This is a genomic window from Stenotrophomonas sp. STEN013, assembly GCF_056760355.1.
The window spans coordinates 251875-266901 of the sequence record NZ_JBRREO010000004.1 but is presented as its reverse complement, the minus strand read 5'-3'; the positions used below and the strand labels follow the sequence as shown (position 1 = coordinate 266901).

Annotated in this window: 12 protein-coding genes; 5 read left to right on the top strand and 7 right to left on the bottom strand. The window is 69.4% G+C overall.

Annotated elements, in window-relative coordinates:
* Positions 1–316 precede the first annotated feature (316 nt).
* Positions 317–3667, top strand: coding sequence for a GH92 family glycosyl hydrolase (locus ACVOMH_RS10850; RefSeq protein ID WP_481551962.1), 3351 nt, complete (start codon positions 317–319; stop codon positions 3665–3667).
* Positions 3668–3857: 190 nt separating this feature from the next.
* Here ACVOMH_RS10850 and ACVOMH_RS10845 read toward each other — a convergent pair whose 3' ends face one another.
* The 4 genes from ACVOMH_RS10845 to hemH form a co-directional block, all read right to left on the bottom strand.
* Positions 3858–6026, bottom strand: coding sequence for a methyl-accepting chemotaxis protein (locus tag ACVOMH_RS10845; protein WP_481551961.1), 2169 nt, complete (start codon positions 6024–6026; stop codon positions 3858–3860).
* A gap of 14 nt (positions 6027–6040) precedes the next feature.
* Entirely contained in the window at positions 6041–6529 is a 489-nt protein-coding gene (locus tag ACVOMH_RS10840; protein ID WP_481551960.1) for a hypothetical protein, read from the bottom strand.
* A 127-nt stretch (positions 6530–6656) separates the two neighbouring features.
* On the bottom strand, positions 6657–7520 hold the full coding sequence (locus ACVOMH_RS10835) for an alpha/beta fold hydrolase (protein ID WP_481551959.1): 864 nt from the start codon (positions 7518–7520) through the stop codon (positions 6657–6659).
* Positions 7517–8479, bottom strand: coding sequence for a ferrochelatase (gene hemH, locus ACVOMH_RS10830; protein WP_054660528.1), 963 nt, complete (start codon positions 8477–8479; stop codon positions 7517–7519). The genes ACVOMH_RS10835 and hemH overlap by 4 nt, the downstream gene beginning before the upstream one ends.
* 154 nt (positions 8480–8633) lie before the next feature.
* Between hemH and ACVOMH_RS10825 the strand changes: the two genes are divergently transcribed.
* The 4 genes from ACVOMH_RS10825 (at position 8634) to tatC (ending at position 11051) form a co-directional block, all read left to right on the top strand.
* Positions 8634–9536 (top strand): lipid-binding SYLF domain-containing protein, encoded by a 903-nt coding sequence (locus ACVOMH_RS10825; protein WP_057505691.1) that lies wholly within the window; start codon positions 8634–8636, stop codon positions 9534–9536.
* Positions 9537–9609: 73 nt separating this feature from the next.
* Positions 9610–9837 carry a Sec-independent protein translocase subunit TatA gene (tatA, locus tag ACVOMH_RS10820; RefSeq protein ID WP_054660714.1) on the top strand — a complete coding sequence of 76 codons (228 nt, stop codon included), beginning with the start codon at positions 9610–9612 and terminating at the stop codon, positions 9835–9837.
* 15 nt (positions 9838–9852) lie between these two features.
* On the top strand, positions 9853–10305 hold the full coding sequence (gene tatB / locus ACVOMH_RS10815; RefSeq protein WP_481551958.1) for a Sec-independent protein translocase protein TatB: 453 nt from the start codon (positions 9853–9855) through the stop codon (positions 10303–10305).
* Positions 10302–11051, top strand: a complete 750-nt coding sequence (gene tatC, locus ACVOMH_RS10810; RefSeq protein ID WP_481522438.1) for a twin-arginine translocase subunit TatC — start codon at positions 10302–10304, stop codon at positions 11049–11051. The genes tatB and tatC overlap by 4 nt, the downstream gene beginning before the upstream one ends.
* A gap of 282 nt (positions 11052–11333) precedes the next feature.
* Here tatC and ACVOMH_RS10805 read toward each other — a convergent pair whose 3' ends face one another.
* From ACVOMH_RS10805 to ACVOMH_RS10795, 3 genes are all read right to left on the bottom strand, one after another.
* Positions 11334–12230, bottom strand: a complete 897-nt coding sequence (locus ACVOMH_RS10805; RefSeq protein WP_054660930.1) for a BPSS1780 family membrane protein — start codon at positions 12228–12230, stop codon at positions 11334–11336.
* 207 nt (positions 12231–12437) lie between these two features.
* Positions 12438–13166: a glutamine amidotransferase gene (locus ACVOMH_RS10800; RefSeq protein WP_481522439.1), complete on the bottom strand. Its 729-nt coding sequence runs from the start codon at positions 13164–13166 to the stop codon at positions 12438–12440.
* Positions 13163–14953 (bottom strand): GspE/PulE family protein, encoded by a 1791-nt coding sequence (locus ACVOMH_RS10795; RefSeq protein ID WP_481552034.1) that lies wholly within the window; start codon positions 14951–14953, stop codon positions 13163–13165. Before ACVOMH_RS10795 ends, ACVOMH_RS10800 begins: the two co-directional genes overlap by 4 nt.
* Positions 14954–15027: the final 74 nt, after the last annotated feature.

The following is a 15027-nucleotide window of genomic DNA, read 5'->3' as shown; positions in this document are numbered from 1 at the left end:
TTGTCCGGGTGTGGCCGGCACTTGCGCAGCCGGCGTCCCTCCAGCCGCAGCGGCATCTGCGCCGGATCCGTGGTCCGGAGCGGCGCCGTACAAACGGCGGCGATGCCGGCGGATATTGCGCAATGCAGCAAGTTTTCCACGCGGATATCGGTTGCCCGGACCCGGCGTTTACGGCACGATCCGGGCACGATTTGAATCGATTCAAATACTGCTGGGCCGGTGTCCTCGCACCCCCGGCGCATGCCCAACGGCGTGCGCCGGGGGTGCGTCTGCCGGGCTGGCACCTGATTTCAACCTGGCTCCGAGAGACACGTCCTTGAACCTGCCTGCCATCCCGCGCGTCACGCCCTCCCCCCGTCCGCTGCTGCTTGCGCTGGCGTTGCTGCCGCTGCTGGGCCATGCCGCCACGCCGGGGCTGTGGACCTCGTTCGAGCCGGGCCAGCCGGCGCCGGCAAGCGCCGCTGACACGGCGCTTTCGCTGCAGGTCGGCAGCGGTCCGCAGGCGCCGTACGCGGCCAAGGCCAAGGCCGGCTACAGCGGCCTGCAGGCGCTGCACTACGCCAGCAGTGGCGGCCAGGCGCGGCAGCGGCTGCTCGAGGCCGACGTGCTGGTCGAGGCCGATACCACGCTGTCGTGGCTGGTGCTGCCGGAGATCGTCGCCGGCGACACCATGGCCTCGACCTACGTCTCGCTGGATCTGCTGCTCGATGACGGCAGCCGGCTGTCGGCCACGCCGGCGCGCGACCAGCACGGCATGGCGCTCGGTGCGCGGGCGCAGGGTGATTCCAAGACGCTGTATCCGCAACAGTGGACGCGCAAGTCGGTGCGGCTGGGTGACATCGCCGCGCTGCGCGGGCGCCGCGTGGTCGCGGTCGAGCTGGAAGTGGCCAGTGCCGCCGGCACGCCGGTCTCCGGCTGGATCGACGATGTGCGCCTGGACGCGCAGCCGCGGCAGGTACCGCAGCGCGTGTCGGACTGGGTGTTGACCACCCGTGGCACCCAGTCCAACGGCACCTTCTCGCGCGGCAACAACATCCCGGCCACCGCGGTGCCGCACGGCTTCAACTTCTGGACGCCGGTGACCGATGCCGGTTCGATCAGCTGGCTCTACCACTGGAACGAGCGCAGCAACGCCGACAACCGGCCGCAGCTGCAGGCGCTGGCGCTGAGCCACCAGCCAAGCCCGTGGATGGGCGACCGGCAGACCTTCCAGGTGATGCCGTCGCTGGACCGTGGCGTGCCCGAAGCCGACCGCGGCAAGCGCGCGCTGTCGTTCTCGCACGACCAGGAGCAGGCGCGCCCGTACCGGTACGCGGTGAACTTCGACAATGGCATCGCCGCGGCCATCGCCCCGACCGACCACGCCGCGGTGTTCCGTTTCGACTTCCCCCAGGATGGTGACGCCAACCTGCTGTTCGACAATGTCGACGCGCGTGGCGGCCTGACCCTGGATGCGGCCACACAGACGCTGAGCGGCTACACCGACGTGCGCAGCGGGCTGTCCAACGGCGCCTCGCGCATGTACGTCTATGCCACCTTCGATACGCCCTGGCAGGCCAGCGGCCGCATCGACACCGGCCGGCCCACCGGCTACATCAAGTTCAACACCGGCAGTGCGCGGCGGGTGCAGATGCGCATCGCCACCTCGCTGATCTCGGTGGAGCAGGCCAAGCACAACCTGGCGCTGGAAATCAGCGCCGCCGACGATCTGGACAGCGTCGCCGCGCGCGCCCAGGACGCCTGGGACCAGCGCCTGGGCGCATTCGACATCGGCGATGCCAGCGACGACCAGAAGACCACGCTGTACTCGAACCTGTACCGCCTGTACCTGTACCCGAATTCGGGCCATGAGAACGTCGGCAGCAAGGCCGCGCCGGACTGGCGCTACGCCAACCAGGCCAGCGGCTCGGACCAGAACACCGACGGCAGCGCGGTGCGCAGCTATGTCGGCGTGCGTGACGGCAGGATGTACGTCAACAACGGCTTCTGGGACACGTTCCGCACCACCTGGCCGGCCTATGCGCTGTTCAGTGCCGACGATGCCGGGCAGATGGTGCAGGGGTTCATCGAGCAGTACCGCGCCGGCGGCTGGATCGCGCGCTGGTCTTCGCCCGGCTATGCCGACCTGATGGTCGGCACCAGCTCGGATGTGGCCTTCGCCGACGCCTGGCTCAAGGGCATCGGCGGCTTCGACCCGGCCGAGGCCTACGAGGCCGGCCTGAAGAACGCCACCGTGGTGCCGCCGGACCGCCATGTCGGCCGCAAGGGCATGGCCCGCTCCACTTTCCAGGGCTATGTCGAGGCCGGTATCCACGAAGGCCTGTCGTGGACGATGGACGGCGCATTGAACGATTTCGGCCTGGCCAACCTGGCCCAGGGCCTGTCCGAGCGGGCCGGCACGCCGGCCGCGCGTGAGCGTTACGCCACCGAAGCGCAGTACCTGCGCCATCGCGCCGCCGACTACGCCAACCTATTCAACCGTGACGCCGGCTTCTTCATCGGCCGCGACGCGCAAGGCCGCTGGCGCGTGGAGGGCAAGGACTACAACCCGGCGCAGTGGGGCTATGACTACACCGAAGCCAACGGCTGGACGTTCGCCTTCACCGCCGCGCACGACGGCGAGGGCCTGGCCGCGCTGTACGGTGGCCGCGCGCAGCTGGCCGCCAAGCTGGACCAGTTCTTCAGCACGCCGGAAACCGCCAGCCGCGCGCTGTCCGGTTCCTACGGTTTCGTGATCCACGAGATGACCGAGGCGCGTGACGTGCGCCTGGGCATGTACGCGCACAGCAACCAGCCGGCGCACCACATCCCGTGGATGTACCTGTATGCCGGGCAGCCGTGGAAGACGCAGAAACTGACCCGCGAGATCCTGTCGCGGCTGTATCTGGGCAGCGAGATCGGCCAGGGCTACCCGGGCGACGAGGACAACGGCGAGATGTCGGCGTGGTACCTGTTCGCCTCGCTGGGCCTGTATCCGCTGCGCATGGGCGCGCCGGAGTACGTGATCGGTTCGCCGCTGTTCCGCGAGGCCAGCGTGCGCCTGCAGAACGGCAAGCAGCTGGTGATCAAGGCACCGGCCAACTCGCCGCAGAACGTCTACGTGCAGTCGCTGAAGATCAACGGCAAGCCGTGGAACAAGGTCTGGGTGCCGCACGCGCTGCTGGCCGGGGGAGCGGTGCTGGAGTTCGAGATGGGGCCGCAGCCCTCACGCTGGGGTACCGGCGCCGATGCGCTGCCGCGTTCGCTGACGGCACCGGGCCAGCAGCCGACGCCGCAGCGCGATCTGCTGCAAGGGGCGAAGGCCACCGTGGGGGAGGGCGACCCGGCACCGGCGCTGCTGGATGACGATGCGGCCACCGACAGCCCGCTACGTGGCAATGCCACGGTCACCTTCACTGGCGCGGCCCCGGGTGCGGCGGCGATGTACACGCTGACCAGCGGCGGTGATCCGATCCGTAGCGCCAGCTGGACGCTGGAGGCACGCAGTGCCGGCGGCCAGTGGCAGGTGATCGACCAGCGCAGCGACGAAGCCTTCGCCTGGGCACGGCAGACCCGGCCGTTCCGCATCGCGCAGCCGGGCAAGCATGCCGAATACCGCTTGCGCCTGGCCTCGCGCGACTCGCTGCGCCTGGCCGAAGTCGAGCTGCTGGCACCGGCCACGCCCTGATCCGCAAGGCGGCATGTGCAACGCCGCGCCGGTTGCCGGCGCGGCGTTGCTGGCACTGGCCACCGTGCCCGGCCCGCGTGGGCGATGCTGGCAGATGGCAAGGGATGAGGCATAAACAAGGCCCGCACGGCGGGCCTTGTTGGTACACGCGGCTGAGCGCAGCCGGCCGGCGGAATCGCCTCGCGCTGGATCAGTACGAAGCCACCCGACGCGCGCTGCTGGGGTGGTCATCGGCGGTGCCGCCGTAGCGGAACACCGACACCGCGTCGGCCAGCGCATCGGCCTGCTGTTCCAGCGTGCGCGCCGCGGCGGTGGCTTCCTCCACCAGCGCGGCGTTCTGCTGGGTGGTTTCATCCATCTGTATCACCGTGTGGTTGACCTGCTCGATACCGGTGGACTGCTCCTGCGAGGCGGCGGAAATGCGCGCCATGATGTCGGTGACCTGCTGCACCGAGCCGACGATCTCGGCCATGGTGCTGCCGGCCTGGGCGACCAGCGCGGCGCCATCGTCGACCTTGGTCATCGAATCATCGATCAGCGACTTGATCTCGCGCGCGGCCGTGGCCGAACGTTGCGCCAGCGTGCGCACCTCCGAGGCCACCACCGCAAAGCCGCGGCCCTGCTCGCCGGCGCGCGCCGCTTCCACCGCCGCGTTCAACGCCAGGATGTTGGTCTGGAAGGCGATACCGTCGATCACCGAAATGATCTCGGCGATGCGGTGGGACGACTGTTCGATGGCCTGCATGGTGTTCACCACCTGGCCGACCACCTGGCCGCCACGGGCGGCGACATCGGCCGCGCCGATCGCCAGCTGGTTGGCGTGCCGCGCCGAGTCGGCATTGGCGCGCACGGTGGACGTCAGCTCCTCCATCGAGGCGGCGGTTTCCTCCAGGTTGGCGGCCTGCTGCTCGGTGCGCCCGGACAGGTCGGTATTGCCGACGGCGATCTCGCGCGCGGCGGTATTGATCGCCCCCGAGCACTGTTTGATGCGATCGACGATGTCGGCCAGGCGCTGCGCGGTGAGGTTGGCATCGCGCTTCATCGCCTCGAAGTCGCCGGCGTAGTCGCGTTCGATGCGGTGGTCCAAGTTGCCTTGCGCCAGCGCCGACAGCATCTGCCGGATCTCGCCGGTGGCGCCGGCCAGCGTGTCGAGCAGCTGGTTGATACCCGTGGTCAGGGTGCGGATGAAACCGGGCTCCGCCACCGGCTGCAGGCGCCGGCCCAGATCGCCCTGCGCGGCGGCGCCGACCAGCGTGGCGACACTGTCTTCCAGTTCGATTTCCTGGGTGCGGTCGTGCCACTCCACCGCAAAGCCGATGCGGGTACCGGCAGCATCCAGCACCGGCGTCACCGCCTGGCTGAAATGCACGCCTCCGATCTGGATGCGGCCGTAATGCGGCTGCTGCATCGCATCGAGCATCGCGCGGATGCGCCCGGGGTTGGCGTGGAAGCGGTGGATGCTGCTGCCGACCAGGTTGTCGACGTCGAAGCCGGGGAACGCCTTGCGCAGCGTTTCCTGCTGGTTGCGCAACAGCGCCACCACCGAGCGGTTGACGTAGCGGATGATGTGATCGTCATCGGCGATCATCATGCCGGTACGCGAGGCGTCCAGTGATGCGCGGATCTGTGCGTTCTCGTGGTTCAGCGCCTGCTCCTGCGCCCGCTGCGCGCGCAGCTGCGTGTCCATGCGCAGCACGCCGTCGGCCAGCGTACCGGGGGCGGCCTGGATCGCGGCCGTCGCCGAACTGCTTGTGTCGCCGGCAGCCAGCGCGTCGACCACCGCCCGCAGCTGTTCGGGCGACGCACCCAGGGTCAGGACCTGGCGTCGCAGCTGTATCGCCATCACACAGACAAAACCGGCTTCCACCACCACATACAGCGCATGCAGCAGCACGATGCCGGTGCCGCTGCCCGGAGTGAAGGCGCGTACCGGCAGTCCGCGGGTCTGCATCCAGTAGAACGCCAGGTGATGCACGGCGATGGCGGCGGCGGCCACGGCCACGGGTATCCAGTCGCGGTAGAACAGCAGCAGCGCGATCACCACGAACACGCCGAAGTGCATTTCCACCAGGCCCTGGGTCTGCTGGATGGTCGCGGCGACCAGTGCCATCAGCACCAGCGCCACGGTGACGCGGCTGAGCAGGCTGCCCGGTGCCAGGCGCAGCTGCACGGCCATCAGCACCAGCGACGGCGCGCTGATCGCGGCAAACGGCAGCCAGCTGCCGTTCCACGCGGCGATGCCCAGCGAGGCCGCGCCCAGGATCAGGCCGAGCAGCAGAAACAGGCGGTCGGCCGCACAGGCCAACTGCTGGTAATAGGCATCGCGCGCGGGGGCGCTGGTGTGGGGACGGGCGGGCATCGGGGAACTCCGGTTCAGCAGGAACAGCGGGGAGGAAGAATCAGGGGCGGCGTGTGCGCCGAGAGCAGGTCCGGCAGCCAGTCGGCCAGTGCGGCGCGACCCTGTCCGCAGTACAGCGCGGGCAAGGCCAGGGGACCGGCGTAGACCGGCTGGCCGCGCTGATCGAGCACCAGCAGCGCGTAGCCGTGGCCATCGACAAACGCTGCCGGCAGCGTGATGGCGCGGCCGCCCTGGGCTTCGATGGCCAGCACCGTCTGCCGCCATGTGGCGTGGCCGTCGAGGCAGGTGCAACCGGACGAGGGCAACCGCAGCGCCAGCGGCTGTCCCGGCGGCAGCCGCAGGCCGCTGCCTTCCAGCCGTGCCAGCAGCTGTGCGACCGCCGCTGCGTCGCCGACCGGACGCGTGCCCAGGGCGGCGAAACTGGTGGCGGTCCAGCCCAGCCAGCAGGCGAGCAGGATCACACCGGTGAGGACACCGGTCCGGCGGGTAAGGGGGGCGCGCATGGGGCAGGAACTGGGCAGGTCGCTTGCGGGCCTGCGCGGAACATCATCTCGGTATACGGCGTTATCCGGATATCGGCCGCAATCGCCGCCACTTGACCTCTGCGTGCGGCGGATGACGCGGCTTTGTTCAGCTGCCGTCGGGCAGCGCGGCGATGAACGAGGCGAGGATCGCCGCCACCGCGGCGGGCTGATCCATGTGCACGTGGTGGTGGCCGGGCAGAGTTGCCAGCCGCCCATCGGCCAGCAGCGCCGCGCGCTGGCTGCGTTCGGGCTCGGGGAAGTAGTCCTGCGCCGGGGTGGCGTAGATCACCTGCACCGGACAGGCGATGGCGCCGACCACGTCGCGGATCTGTTCCTCGCTCATGCGCACCGCGGTGGGCAGCATCAGCCGCGGATCGCTGCGCCAGCTCCAGCCGCCCTCGACCGGTTTGACGCCGCGTTCGACCAGCAACCGCGCCGACGCTTCGCTGAGCTGGTTGACCATCATCCGTGCCCGCACCGGGGCGGCCAGGTCGGGAAACACCCGCAACGGCCGGCCGTCGAGTTTGCGCAGGGCCTCGACATGGGTGCGCAGTCGCTGCACCGTCTCATCGGCCGGCGCGCTCAGCCCGCCCAGGGCCTCGATCGAGACCAGCGCCTGCACCCGCTCCGGCGCCACCGCCGCGACCAGGCTGGCGATCGCCGCGCCCATCGAATGGCCCAGCAGCACGAAGCGGTCCCAGCCCAGCGCATCGGCGATGGCCAGCGTCTGCACGATCGCGTAGGGCGTGGTGTAGGGGGTGGTCGGCGGCAGGTGATCGCTCAGCCCGTGACCGGGCAGATCCACCATCACCAGATCCAGTGTCGGCAGCTGCGCGGCCAGCGGCAGGAAGCTGGCCGCGTTGTCCAGCCAGCCGTGCAGGGCCAGCACCTTCAGCCCACCGGGCGTGCCGCTGCGCAGCGCCGCGACCGGTAGGCCATCGGCGATCAACTCCAGCGGCTGCACAGTCATCCCGGTTGCGCTGCGGCCAGGCGGGCCAGAGCACGGGCGTGCGCCGGCGCATCATTCAGGCAGGGGATGTAGCGCATCTGCGCGCCACGTTCGGCCAGGGTCTCGGTGAACCCCATCGCCACTTCTTCCAGAGTTTCCAGGCAATCGGTGGCAAAGCCGGGGCAGGCCACATCGATATGCCGGACGCCCGCGGCGGCCAGCTCCCACAGCATCGGCTCGGCATAGGGCTGCAGCCATTGCTCGCGGCCGAAGCGCGACTGATAACCCATGGCCCATTCGTGTGGCTGCAGTTCCAGCGCCGCGGCAATGGCATGCGCGCTGGCCTGGCACTGCTGCGGATAGGGGTCGCCATTGTTGGCCACCCGCTGCGGAATGCCATGGAAAGAGAACACCAGCTTCTCGGCGCGGCCGTGCTGCTGCCAGTAATCACGGATGGAGCCCGCCACCGTCGCCACCCAGGCCGGATCGGTGGCGTAGTCGCGGATGGTCTGCAGCGTGATGGATGGATTGCGGGCCTGCCAGCGCGCCAGCCTGTCTTCAATGGAGGCGGTGGTGGTGGTGGAGTACTGCGGATACAGCGGCAGCACCACGATGCGGCGGATGCCTTCGGCCACCAGCGCATCGAGCGCGTTGTCCAGCGCCGGTTGCCCGTAGCGCATCGCGTAACGCACGCGCCAGTGCGGCAGTTCCTGCTGCAGGCGCGCGGTCAGCCGCTGCGTGTAGACCGCCAGCGGCGAGCCTTCCGGCAGCCACACCTGCGCGTACTTGGCGGCCGAGCGACTGCTGCGCAGCGGCAGGATCACCCCGTACAACAGTGGTTTCCACAGCAGTGCCGGGATCGACACCACACGGGGATCGCTGAGGAATTCGGCCAGATAGCGACGCACCGCAGGAGCGGTGGGCGTCTCGGGCGTACCTAGATTGACCGCGAGCAGCGCGGTGATGGGTGCGTCGGACATGCGCACATTCTCGCAGGTCCCGCCGCTGCCGGCGATGCGGAGATGGCAACGCGGACGCGGCGCCGGATATCTCCGCTCACTGCGTATTCAGAGCGGCGCTCCTATTTTCAGGCACTTGCTTTATCTTCCTGTGCACCGACCTACGGAGTTCACCATGCGCCGCCTGCCGTGCCTTGCCCTGCTGCTGTCTGCCAGCCTGCTGTCCGCCAACGCCGTTGCCGGCCCGCAGGAGGATCAGCGCGCCCGCAATGCGGTACGCGTGCTGAGCGAGATCCAGAACATTCCCGAGCAGGCCATTCCCGACAAACTGCTGGACGAGGGCCGCGCGGTCATCGTCATTCCCGACACGATCAAGGCCGGGCTGGTGCTCGGCGGCCGTCGTGGCCACGGTCTGATGTCGGTGAAGATGGCCGATGGCAGCTGGTCCAACCCGGTGTTCATCAAGCTCACCGGCGGCAGCATCGGCTTCCAGGCCGGCGTGCAGTCCTCCGATGTGATTCTGGTGTTCCGCAACGACCGCAGCCTGGACAACATCGTCAACGGCAAGTTCACCCTCGGTGCCGACGCCGGTGTGGCCGCCGGTCCGGTCGGGCGCAGTGCCGCCGCCGCCACCGACGGCCAGCTCAAGGCCGAAATCTGGTCGTGGTCGCGCGCGCGCGGCCTGTTCGCCGGGGTCGCGCTCGATGGCGCGGTGCTGCAGATCGACGATGCCGCCAACCTCGACGCTTACGGCCCGAACACCACGCCACGGATGATCCTGGAAGGCCGTCTGAACGAGGCGCCGTCCAGTGATGTGGTGTCCTTCCGCGACCGTCTGGAGGAATCGACCTACGCCGCGCGTGAAAAGCGCGGTACCCAGGGCGCGCCGGCACCGGTGACCGCTTCGGCCGCGCGCAGCGCGCCGGTCAGCGTGCAGGCGCCGGTGGTCAGCGGCGGCACCGATACCGCCACCACCGCACCGCTGCAGCCGGCCACGGCCGAGCACGCGCCGCAGCAGGGCTTCCAGCCGGTGTCGGAAGGTGAAATCCGCACCGAATCGCTGGACGGCGGCCACTGACCTTCGGCATAGCGATCGAGCAGGCACGGTGCGCTATGCTCGACCCCCTCCACACAGATAACGCGAGCGGATCATGGGCAGTTTCAGCATCTGGCACTGGTTGGTCGTGCTGGTCATCGTCCTGCTGGTGTTCGGCACCAAGCGTCTGACCAGCGGCGCCAAGGATCTGGGCAGTGCCGTCAAGGAGTTCAAGAAAGGCATGCGTGACGAGGACAAGCCGGCCGCGCAGCTGGGCGACCAGTCGCGCGATGCGCAGAAGAGCGGCGACAAGCAGGCCGAGCACGACCGCGACGCGCGTTGATCCGGGGTTCCGGGCGTGTTCGATATCGGCTTCAGTGAACTGCTGTTGATCGCGGTGGTGGCCCTGGTGGTGCTGGGGCCGGAACGGCTGCCCAAGGCGGCCCGCTTTGCCGGGTTGTGGGTGCGGCGTGCCCGCAACCAGTGGGATTCGGTCAAGCAGGAACTCGAACGCGAACTGCACGCCGAGGAGCTCAAGCGCAACCTGCAGGCCGTGCGCCACTCGATGCAGCAGACCGAGGCCGGGCTGCGCGATCAGGCCGGACAGGTGCGCGGCGAGGTGGATGGCTTCAGGCAGGAAGTGGAGCAGCCCGCCCCGGCGACCGAACCGGTGATCGAACCGCGCCCGATCACGGCGGACAGGGTGGCCGGGGTGCCTGCGCCTGCCGGCACCGGCAGCGCCGCCGGCGATCACGCGATTCCATCTGACAGCCCGCAGGCCCCGGCCGATGCTGCGGAGCCGAAGCCGTGAGCGAGCAGGATTTCAACGACAGCACGCTGATCGAGCATCTGGTCGAGCTGCGCGCGCGGCTGGTGCGCGGGCTGATGGGGCTGGGCGTGGTGCTGCTGGCGCTGCTGCCGTTTTCGCGCACGCTCTACACCCACCTGGCCACCCCGCTGGTCTCGCAGCTGCCGGCCGGGCAGTCGATGATCGCCACCAATCCGGCCGGCGCGTTCTTCGCGCCGCTGAAGCTGACCTTCTTCACCGCGCTGTTCGTGGCGGTGCCGTGGCTGCTGTACCAGGCCTGGGCGTTCGTGGCGCCGGGCCTGTATGCGCGCGAGAAGCGGTTGGCCGTGCCGTTGCTGGGCTCGGCGGTGGCGCTGTTCTACCTCGGCTGTGCGTTCGCCTACTTTCTGGTATTGCCGACGGTGTTCCATTTTCTGACCACCTTCCGCCCGGAAGTGATCGCCATCACCCCTGATGCCAACGCCTATCTGGATTTCGTGCTTGCCATCTTCTTCGCCTTCGGCGCCAGTTTCGAACTGCCGGTGGCGATGGTGATCCTGGTGCTGCTGGGCTGGGTGACGCCGCAGCAGCTGCGCGAAGGGCGCGGCTACGCGATCGTCGGCATCTTCGTGCTGGCCGCGATCCTGACGCCGCCGGATGTGGTCTCGCAGCTGATGCTGGCCATTCCGATGTGCATCCTGTACGAGCTCGGCATCCATGCCGCGCGCTGGTTGCAGCCGCGCGATCCGAACAAGGCCGCCGCTTCCTGAAACCGCTGGGTCGGCCCAGGCCGGCAGTCGTGGCCAACCGGTCCCCGGCGCGTTCGCCGTAGCGGCGGCAGGCGCTGCTCCCGCCCCCGGCCCGGGGCCGTGACTTGAGGTGGGGATGGCGCCTGCCGGTGGCCTGCTATCCGGACTATCCGTCGGCCAGTGGCTGGCGCGCAGAGCGTCCGCGCGTTGGACGCCAAGGCAAGGCGTGCGCGCGACCGGTCCGGCTCGGGCGCAGGCCTTCAAGCCCGCCCACCCGCCGGCCAGCGCGCACCGGCGCCGCTGTCAGACTTCGATCACGTGTCCAGCCGTCGCCGGCGGCGGTGTGCCGGTACCCGCCGGCGCCAGCATCTGCTTCCAGGCCGCATACACCGAGCCGGCGAACACCGGCATCAGCACCGCCATCAGCACCAGCTGCGCCACCGCCATGGCCGCAGCCTGGCCGGCGATCAGGCCGATGATCAGTGCCACGATCATCACCGCGAAGTAGATCGCGAAGATCGCGATGAAGGCCAGCACGAAGAACACCAGCATCGCCGGCAGGTTGTGCAGGCTCGCGCGCAGGCTCTCACGCAAGGCGTGGAAGCCGGTGCGGCCTTCGAACATCACCTGCGGCGGCATCACGAACAGTGCCAGCGTCAGCGCGGCGAAGGTGCCCAGCAACAGCAGCAGCCACAGCAGGATGCGCCCGGCCGGCAGCGTCGCCACCAGCGCTTCGATCTGCGCCGGGTCCGGCTGCGCGCCGGACTGGCTGATCTCGTTGAGCTTGAGCATCACCTCCGACAGCTGCTGCAGGCCGGCGGTGCCCACCAGCACCAGCAGCAGCGTGCCCAGCAGCAAGGCGGCCACCAGCTGCGGCAGCAGGGCGATCAGCAGGTGCGGCGCGCGGCCTTCCTGGATGCCCTGCAGCAGGTGCGAGGGCCGGGCGATGCGGCCCTGGTCGACTTCGCGGATCGCCCACAGCAGGCCGCCCATGAACAACGGGCCGGCCAGCAGCAGCAGGAACTGCACCGCCGTGCCCAGCAGCGGCACCAGCATCGACAACGACAGCACCAGCCAGGTGCCCACACCCCAGAGGATGCCCAGCGAACCCAGGGCCAGCGGCGCGCGCTTGAGCAGGCCGAACCCGGTCAACAACCATTCCGCGCCGGCAGAGGCCGGCACCTTGCGAATCTCGCTCATTGCAATTCCGAAACAGGGGGGATGCCAGGACCGGCCTGACACCGCACGATTATCGCTGGAACCCGGGCCCCGGGCGAGTGACCTTTGGCGTATCTGCGTTCCGGCGGTAAACGTTGCCCGTAGCCGATGGCGATGGGGCGGTTGGCCGCAGGGTAGAGGCGGCTTGCCGGAGCAGTGCCTCAACGGTTTGCAGCACTTGCGGTCCGCTCAGTGGCGGTTGCCGTGGCGGACGTGGCGCACGAAGCGGCGCAGCAGCTGCCGGGCCAGCGGCGCGGCGCTGACCTCGCGGGCAACGCGGCGGGCGCAGCCGCCATGGCGGGCGATGCAGTCGGCCCGCGCCTGGACGTAGCCGCGCATGTGGTGGGTGGCGAACTCGGGGTGGAACTGCAGGCCCCAGGTCTGCGCGCCCCAGCGGAACGCGTGGCAGTTGTCCTGGTTCGAGCGGGCCAGCACGGTGGCGCCTTCGGGGGCGCGCAGTACCGTCTGCAGGTGGGTGGCATGGGCGGGAAAGCTGGCCGGCAGACCGGCAAACAGCGGGTCGGTCGCGGCCGGTGCTTCCAGTTCCAACCGGATCGTGCCCGATTCGCGCCCGGCCGGGTTGTAGTCGACCTGGCCGCCCAGCGCATGGGCCAGCAGCTGGTGGCCGTAGCAGATGCCCAGCAGCGGCATGCCGCCGTGGGCGGCCTCGCGCAACCAGTGCGCGCTGCGTTCGCTCCAGTCGGCGCGGTCGGTGACGAAGGCGGCCGAGCCGGTGACGATGGTGGCGGCGAATCCGTCGCGCCCGGGCAGGGGTTCGCCGCGTTCGACATTGACCACCACCGTCTCGGCTTGCTCCAGCCCGGCGGCGACGCGGATCCAGTGCGGGAAGCGGCCATAGCGGCGCAGGGTCGGGAACGGTTGCCCGGTTTCGAGGATTAAAAACGGCTGGGGCTTCATTCCGAGGGCGGCAGTACGGACAGGACTTCCTCGATTGTAGTCAGCCCGGCGGCCACCTTTTCAAGCCCGGTGCGGCGCAGGGTGCGCAGTCCTTCCCCCCGTGCGGCACGGCTGAATCCGGCCAGGTCCATGTCGCGGGTGATCAGCGCGCGCAGCCGCGAACCCAGTGGCAGCAGCTCATACAGGCCGATCCGGCCCAGGTAGCCGGTGTGCCGGCACTCCAGGCAACCGACCGGTGCATATGCGGTGACGACATCAGGTAATGCCTCATGGGCATCACGCAGCGGTGCCCAGTCGGCATCGGTGAGCATGTCGGGGATCTTGCAGTGCGGGCACAGGGTGCGCACCAGCCGTTGCGCCAGCACGCCGTTGACGGTGGAAGCGATCAGGTAATGCGGCACGCCCAGATCCAGCAGGCGGGTGATGGCCGAGGGCGCGTCGTTGGTATGCAGGGTGGAGAGCACCAGATGCCCGGTCAGCGAGGCCTGCACCGCCATGTGCGCGGTATCCAGGTCGCGGATCTCGCCGATCATGATGATGTCCGGGTCCTGGCGCAGCAGCGTGCGCACCCCGGTGGCGAAGTCCAGGTCGATGTTGGTCTGCACCTGCATCTGGTTGAATTCCGGCGCGATCATCTCGATCGGGTCCTCCACCGTGCACACGTTCACCTCCGGCGTGGCCAGCCGCTTGAGCGTGGAATACAGGGTGGTGGTCTTGCCCGAACCGGTCGGCCCGGTGACCAGCACGATGCCGTGCGGACGTGCCACCAGTTCGTTCCAGCCGGCGGCCTCCTCGGGGCTGAAGCCCAGCTGCTCGATGCTCTTGAACGCCGAGTCCGGGTCGAAGATGCGCATCACGCACTTCTCGCCGAAGGCGGTGGGCATCGTCGACAGGCGCATCTCCACCTCGCGTCCGCCCGGCGAGCGGGTCTTGATGCGGCCGTCCTGCGGGCGCCGGCGCTCGGCCAGATCCATGCGTCCGAGCACCTTGATGCGGCTGACCACCGCGGTCATCACCGACGGTGGCACCTCGAACACCTTGTGCAGCACGCCGTCGATGCGGAAACGGACCCGGCCCATGTCGCGCCGCGGTTCCAGGTGGATATCGCTGGCGCGCTGTTCGTAGGCGTACTGCAGCAGCCAGTCGACGATGCTGACGATGTGGTGGTCGTCGGCGGTGACGTCACCGGCGCGGCCGAGCTCCACCAGCTGCTCGAAACTGGGCAGCGCGCTGCCGTTGCCGCCGTCGCGGGCATCGCCGCGGGCGCCGCGCACCGAGCGGGTGACGCCGAAGAACTCCATCGAATAGCGGTGCAGGTCCAGCGGATTGACCAGTACCACCTCGATCCGGCGCCGGCTCAGGTGCTGCAGGTCCGGCACCCAGTCGCGCGCCATCGGCTCGGACGTGGCCACCAGCACGCGTTCGCTGTCCACCGCCAGCGGCAGGATCCGGTGGCGGCGGGCGTAGGCGTGGGAAACCACGGCGGTGGCGGCGGCCACGTCCACGCGGGTCGGGTCGATGCGCAGGTAACGGGTGCCGGTGCGCTGGGCCAGCCATTCGGTGAGCCGTTCCAGTCCCAGCTCGCCGGAGGCCGGCGCGGCGGCGGCCAGTTTGAGGTTGGCCAGCAGCACCAGCGGATGCACCTCGCTGGCGTTGCGCGCGCCCTGCGCGGAAAAGCGGATGCGTTCGTGGTCGTGCGCGGCCACCAGCCCGTCGGCGAACAGGGCGGCGGCGACGTTGGAGAACTGCAGCCGTCCGGGGGCGATCGGGACGGCCGCGGAGGGGATCTGCGCGCCGTGCGCGGCCTGTTGTTCCACTGCCCACCCCTTGCTTGCCCGGCCACCGCGCGGCCGGTCGCTAT

What these genes read in the sequence shown, in the direction of transcription:
- ACVOMH_RS10845 (WP_481551961.1), bottom strand. Translation starts at nt 6,026, where the DNA reads ATGCCCGCCCGTCCCCACACCAGCGCCCCCGCGCGCGATGCCTATTAC.
- ACVOMH_RS10840 (WP_481551960.1), bottom strand. Translation starts at nt 6,529, where the DNA reads ATGCGCGCCCCCCTTACCCGCCGGACCGGTGTCCTCACCGGTGTGATC.
- ACVOMH_RS10835 (WP_481551959.1), bottom strand. Translation starts at nt 7,520, where the DNA reads ATGACTGTGCAGCCGCTGGAGTTGATCGCCGATGGCCTACCGGTCGCG.
- hemH (WP_054660528.1), bottom strand. Translation starts at nt 8,479, where the DNA reads ATGTCCGACGCACCCATCACCGCGCTGCTCGCGGTCAATCTAGGTACG.
- ACVOMH_RS10825 (WP_057505691.1), top strand. Translation starts at nt 8,634, where the DNA reads ATGCGCCGCCTGCCGTGCCTTGCCCTGCTGCTGTCTGCCAGCCTGCTG.
- tatA (WP_054660714.1), top strand. Translation starts at nt 9,610, where the DNA reads ATGGGCAGTTTCAGCATCTGGCACTGGTTGGTCGTGCTGGTCATCGTC.
- ACVOMH_RS10805 (WP_054660930.1), bottom strand. Translation starts at nt 12,230, where the DNA reads ATGAGCGAGATTCGCAAGGTGCCGGCCTCTGCCGGCGCGGAATGGTTG.
- ACVOMH_RS10800 (WP_481522439.1), bottom strand. Translation starts at nt 13,166, where the DNA reads ATGAAGCCCCAGCCGTTTTTAATCCTCGAAACCGGGCAACCGTTCCCG.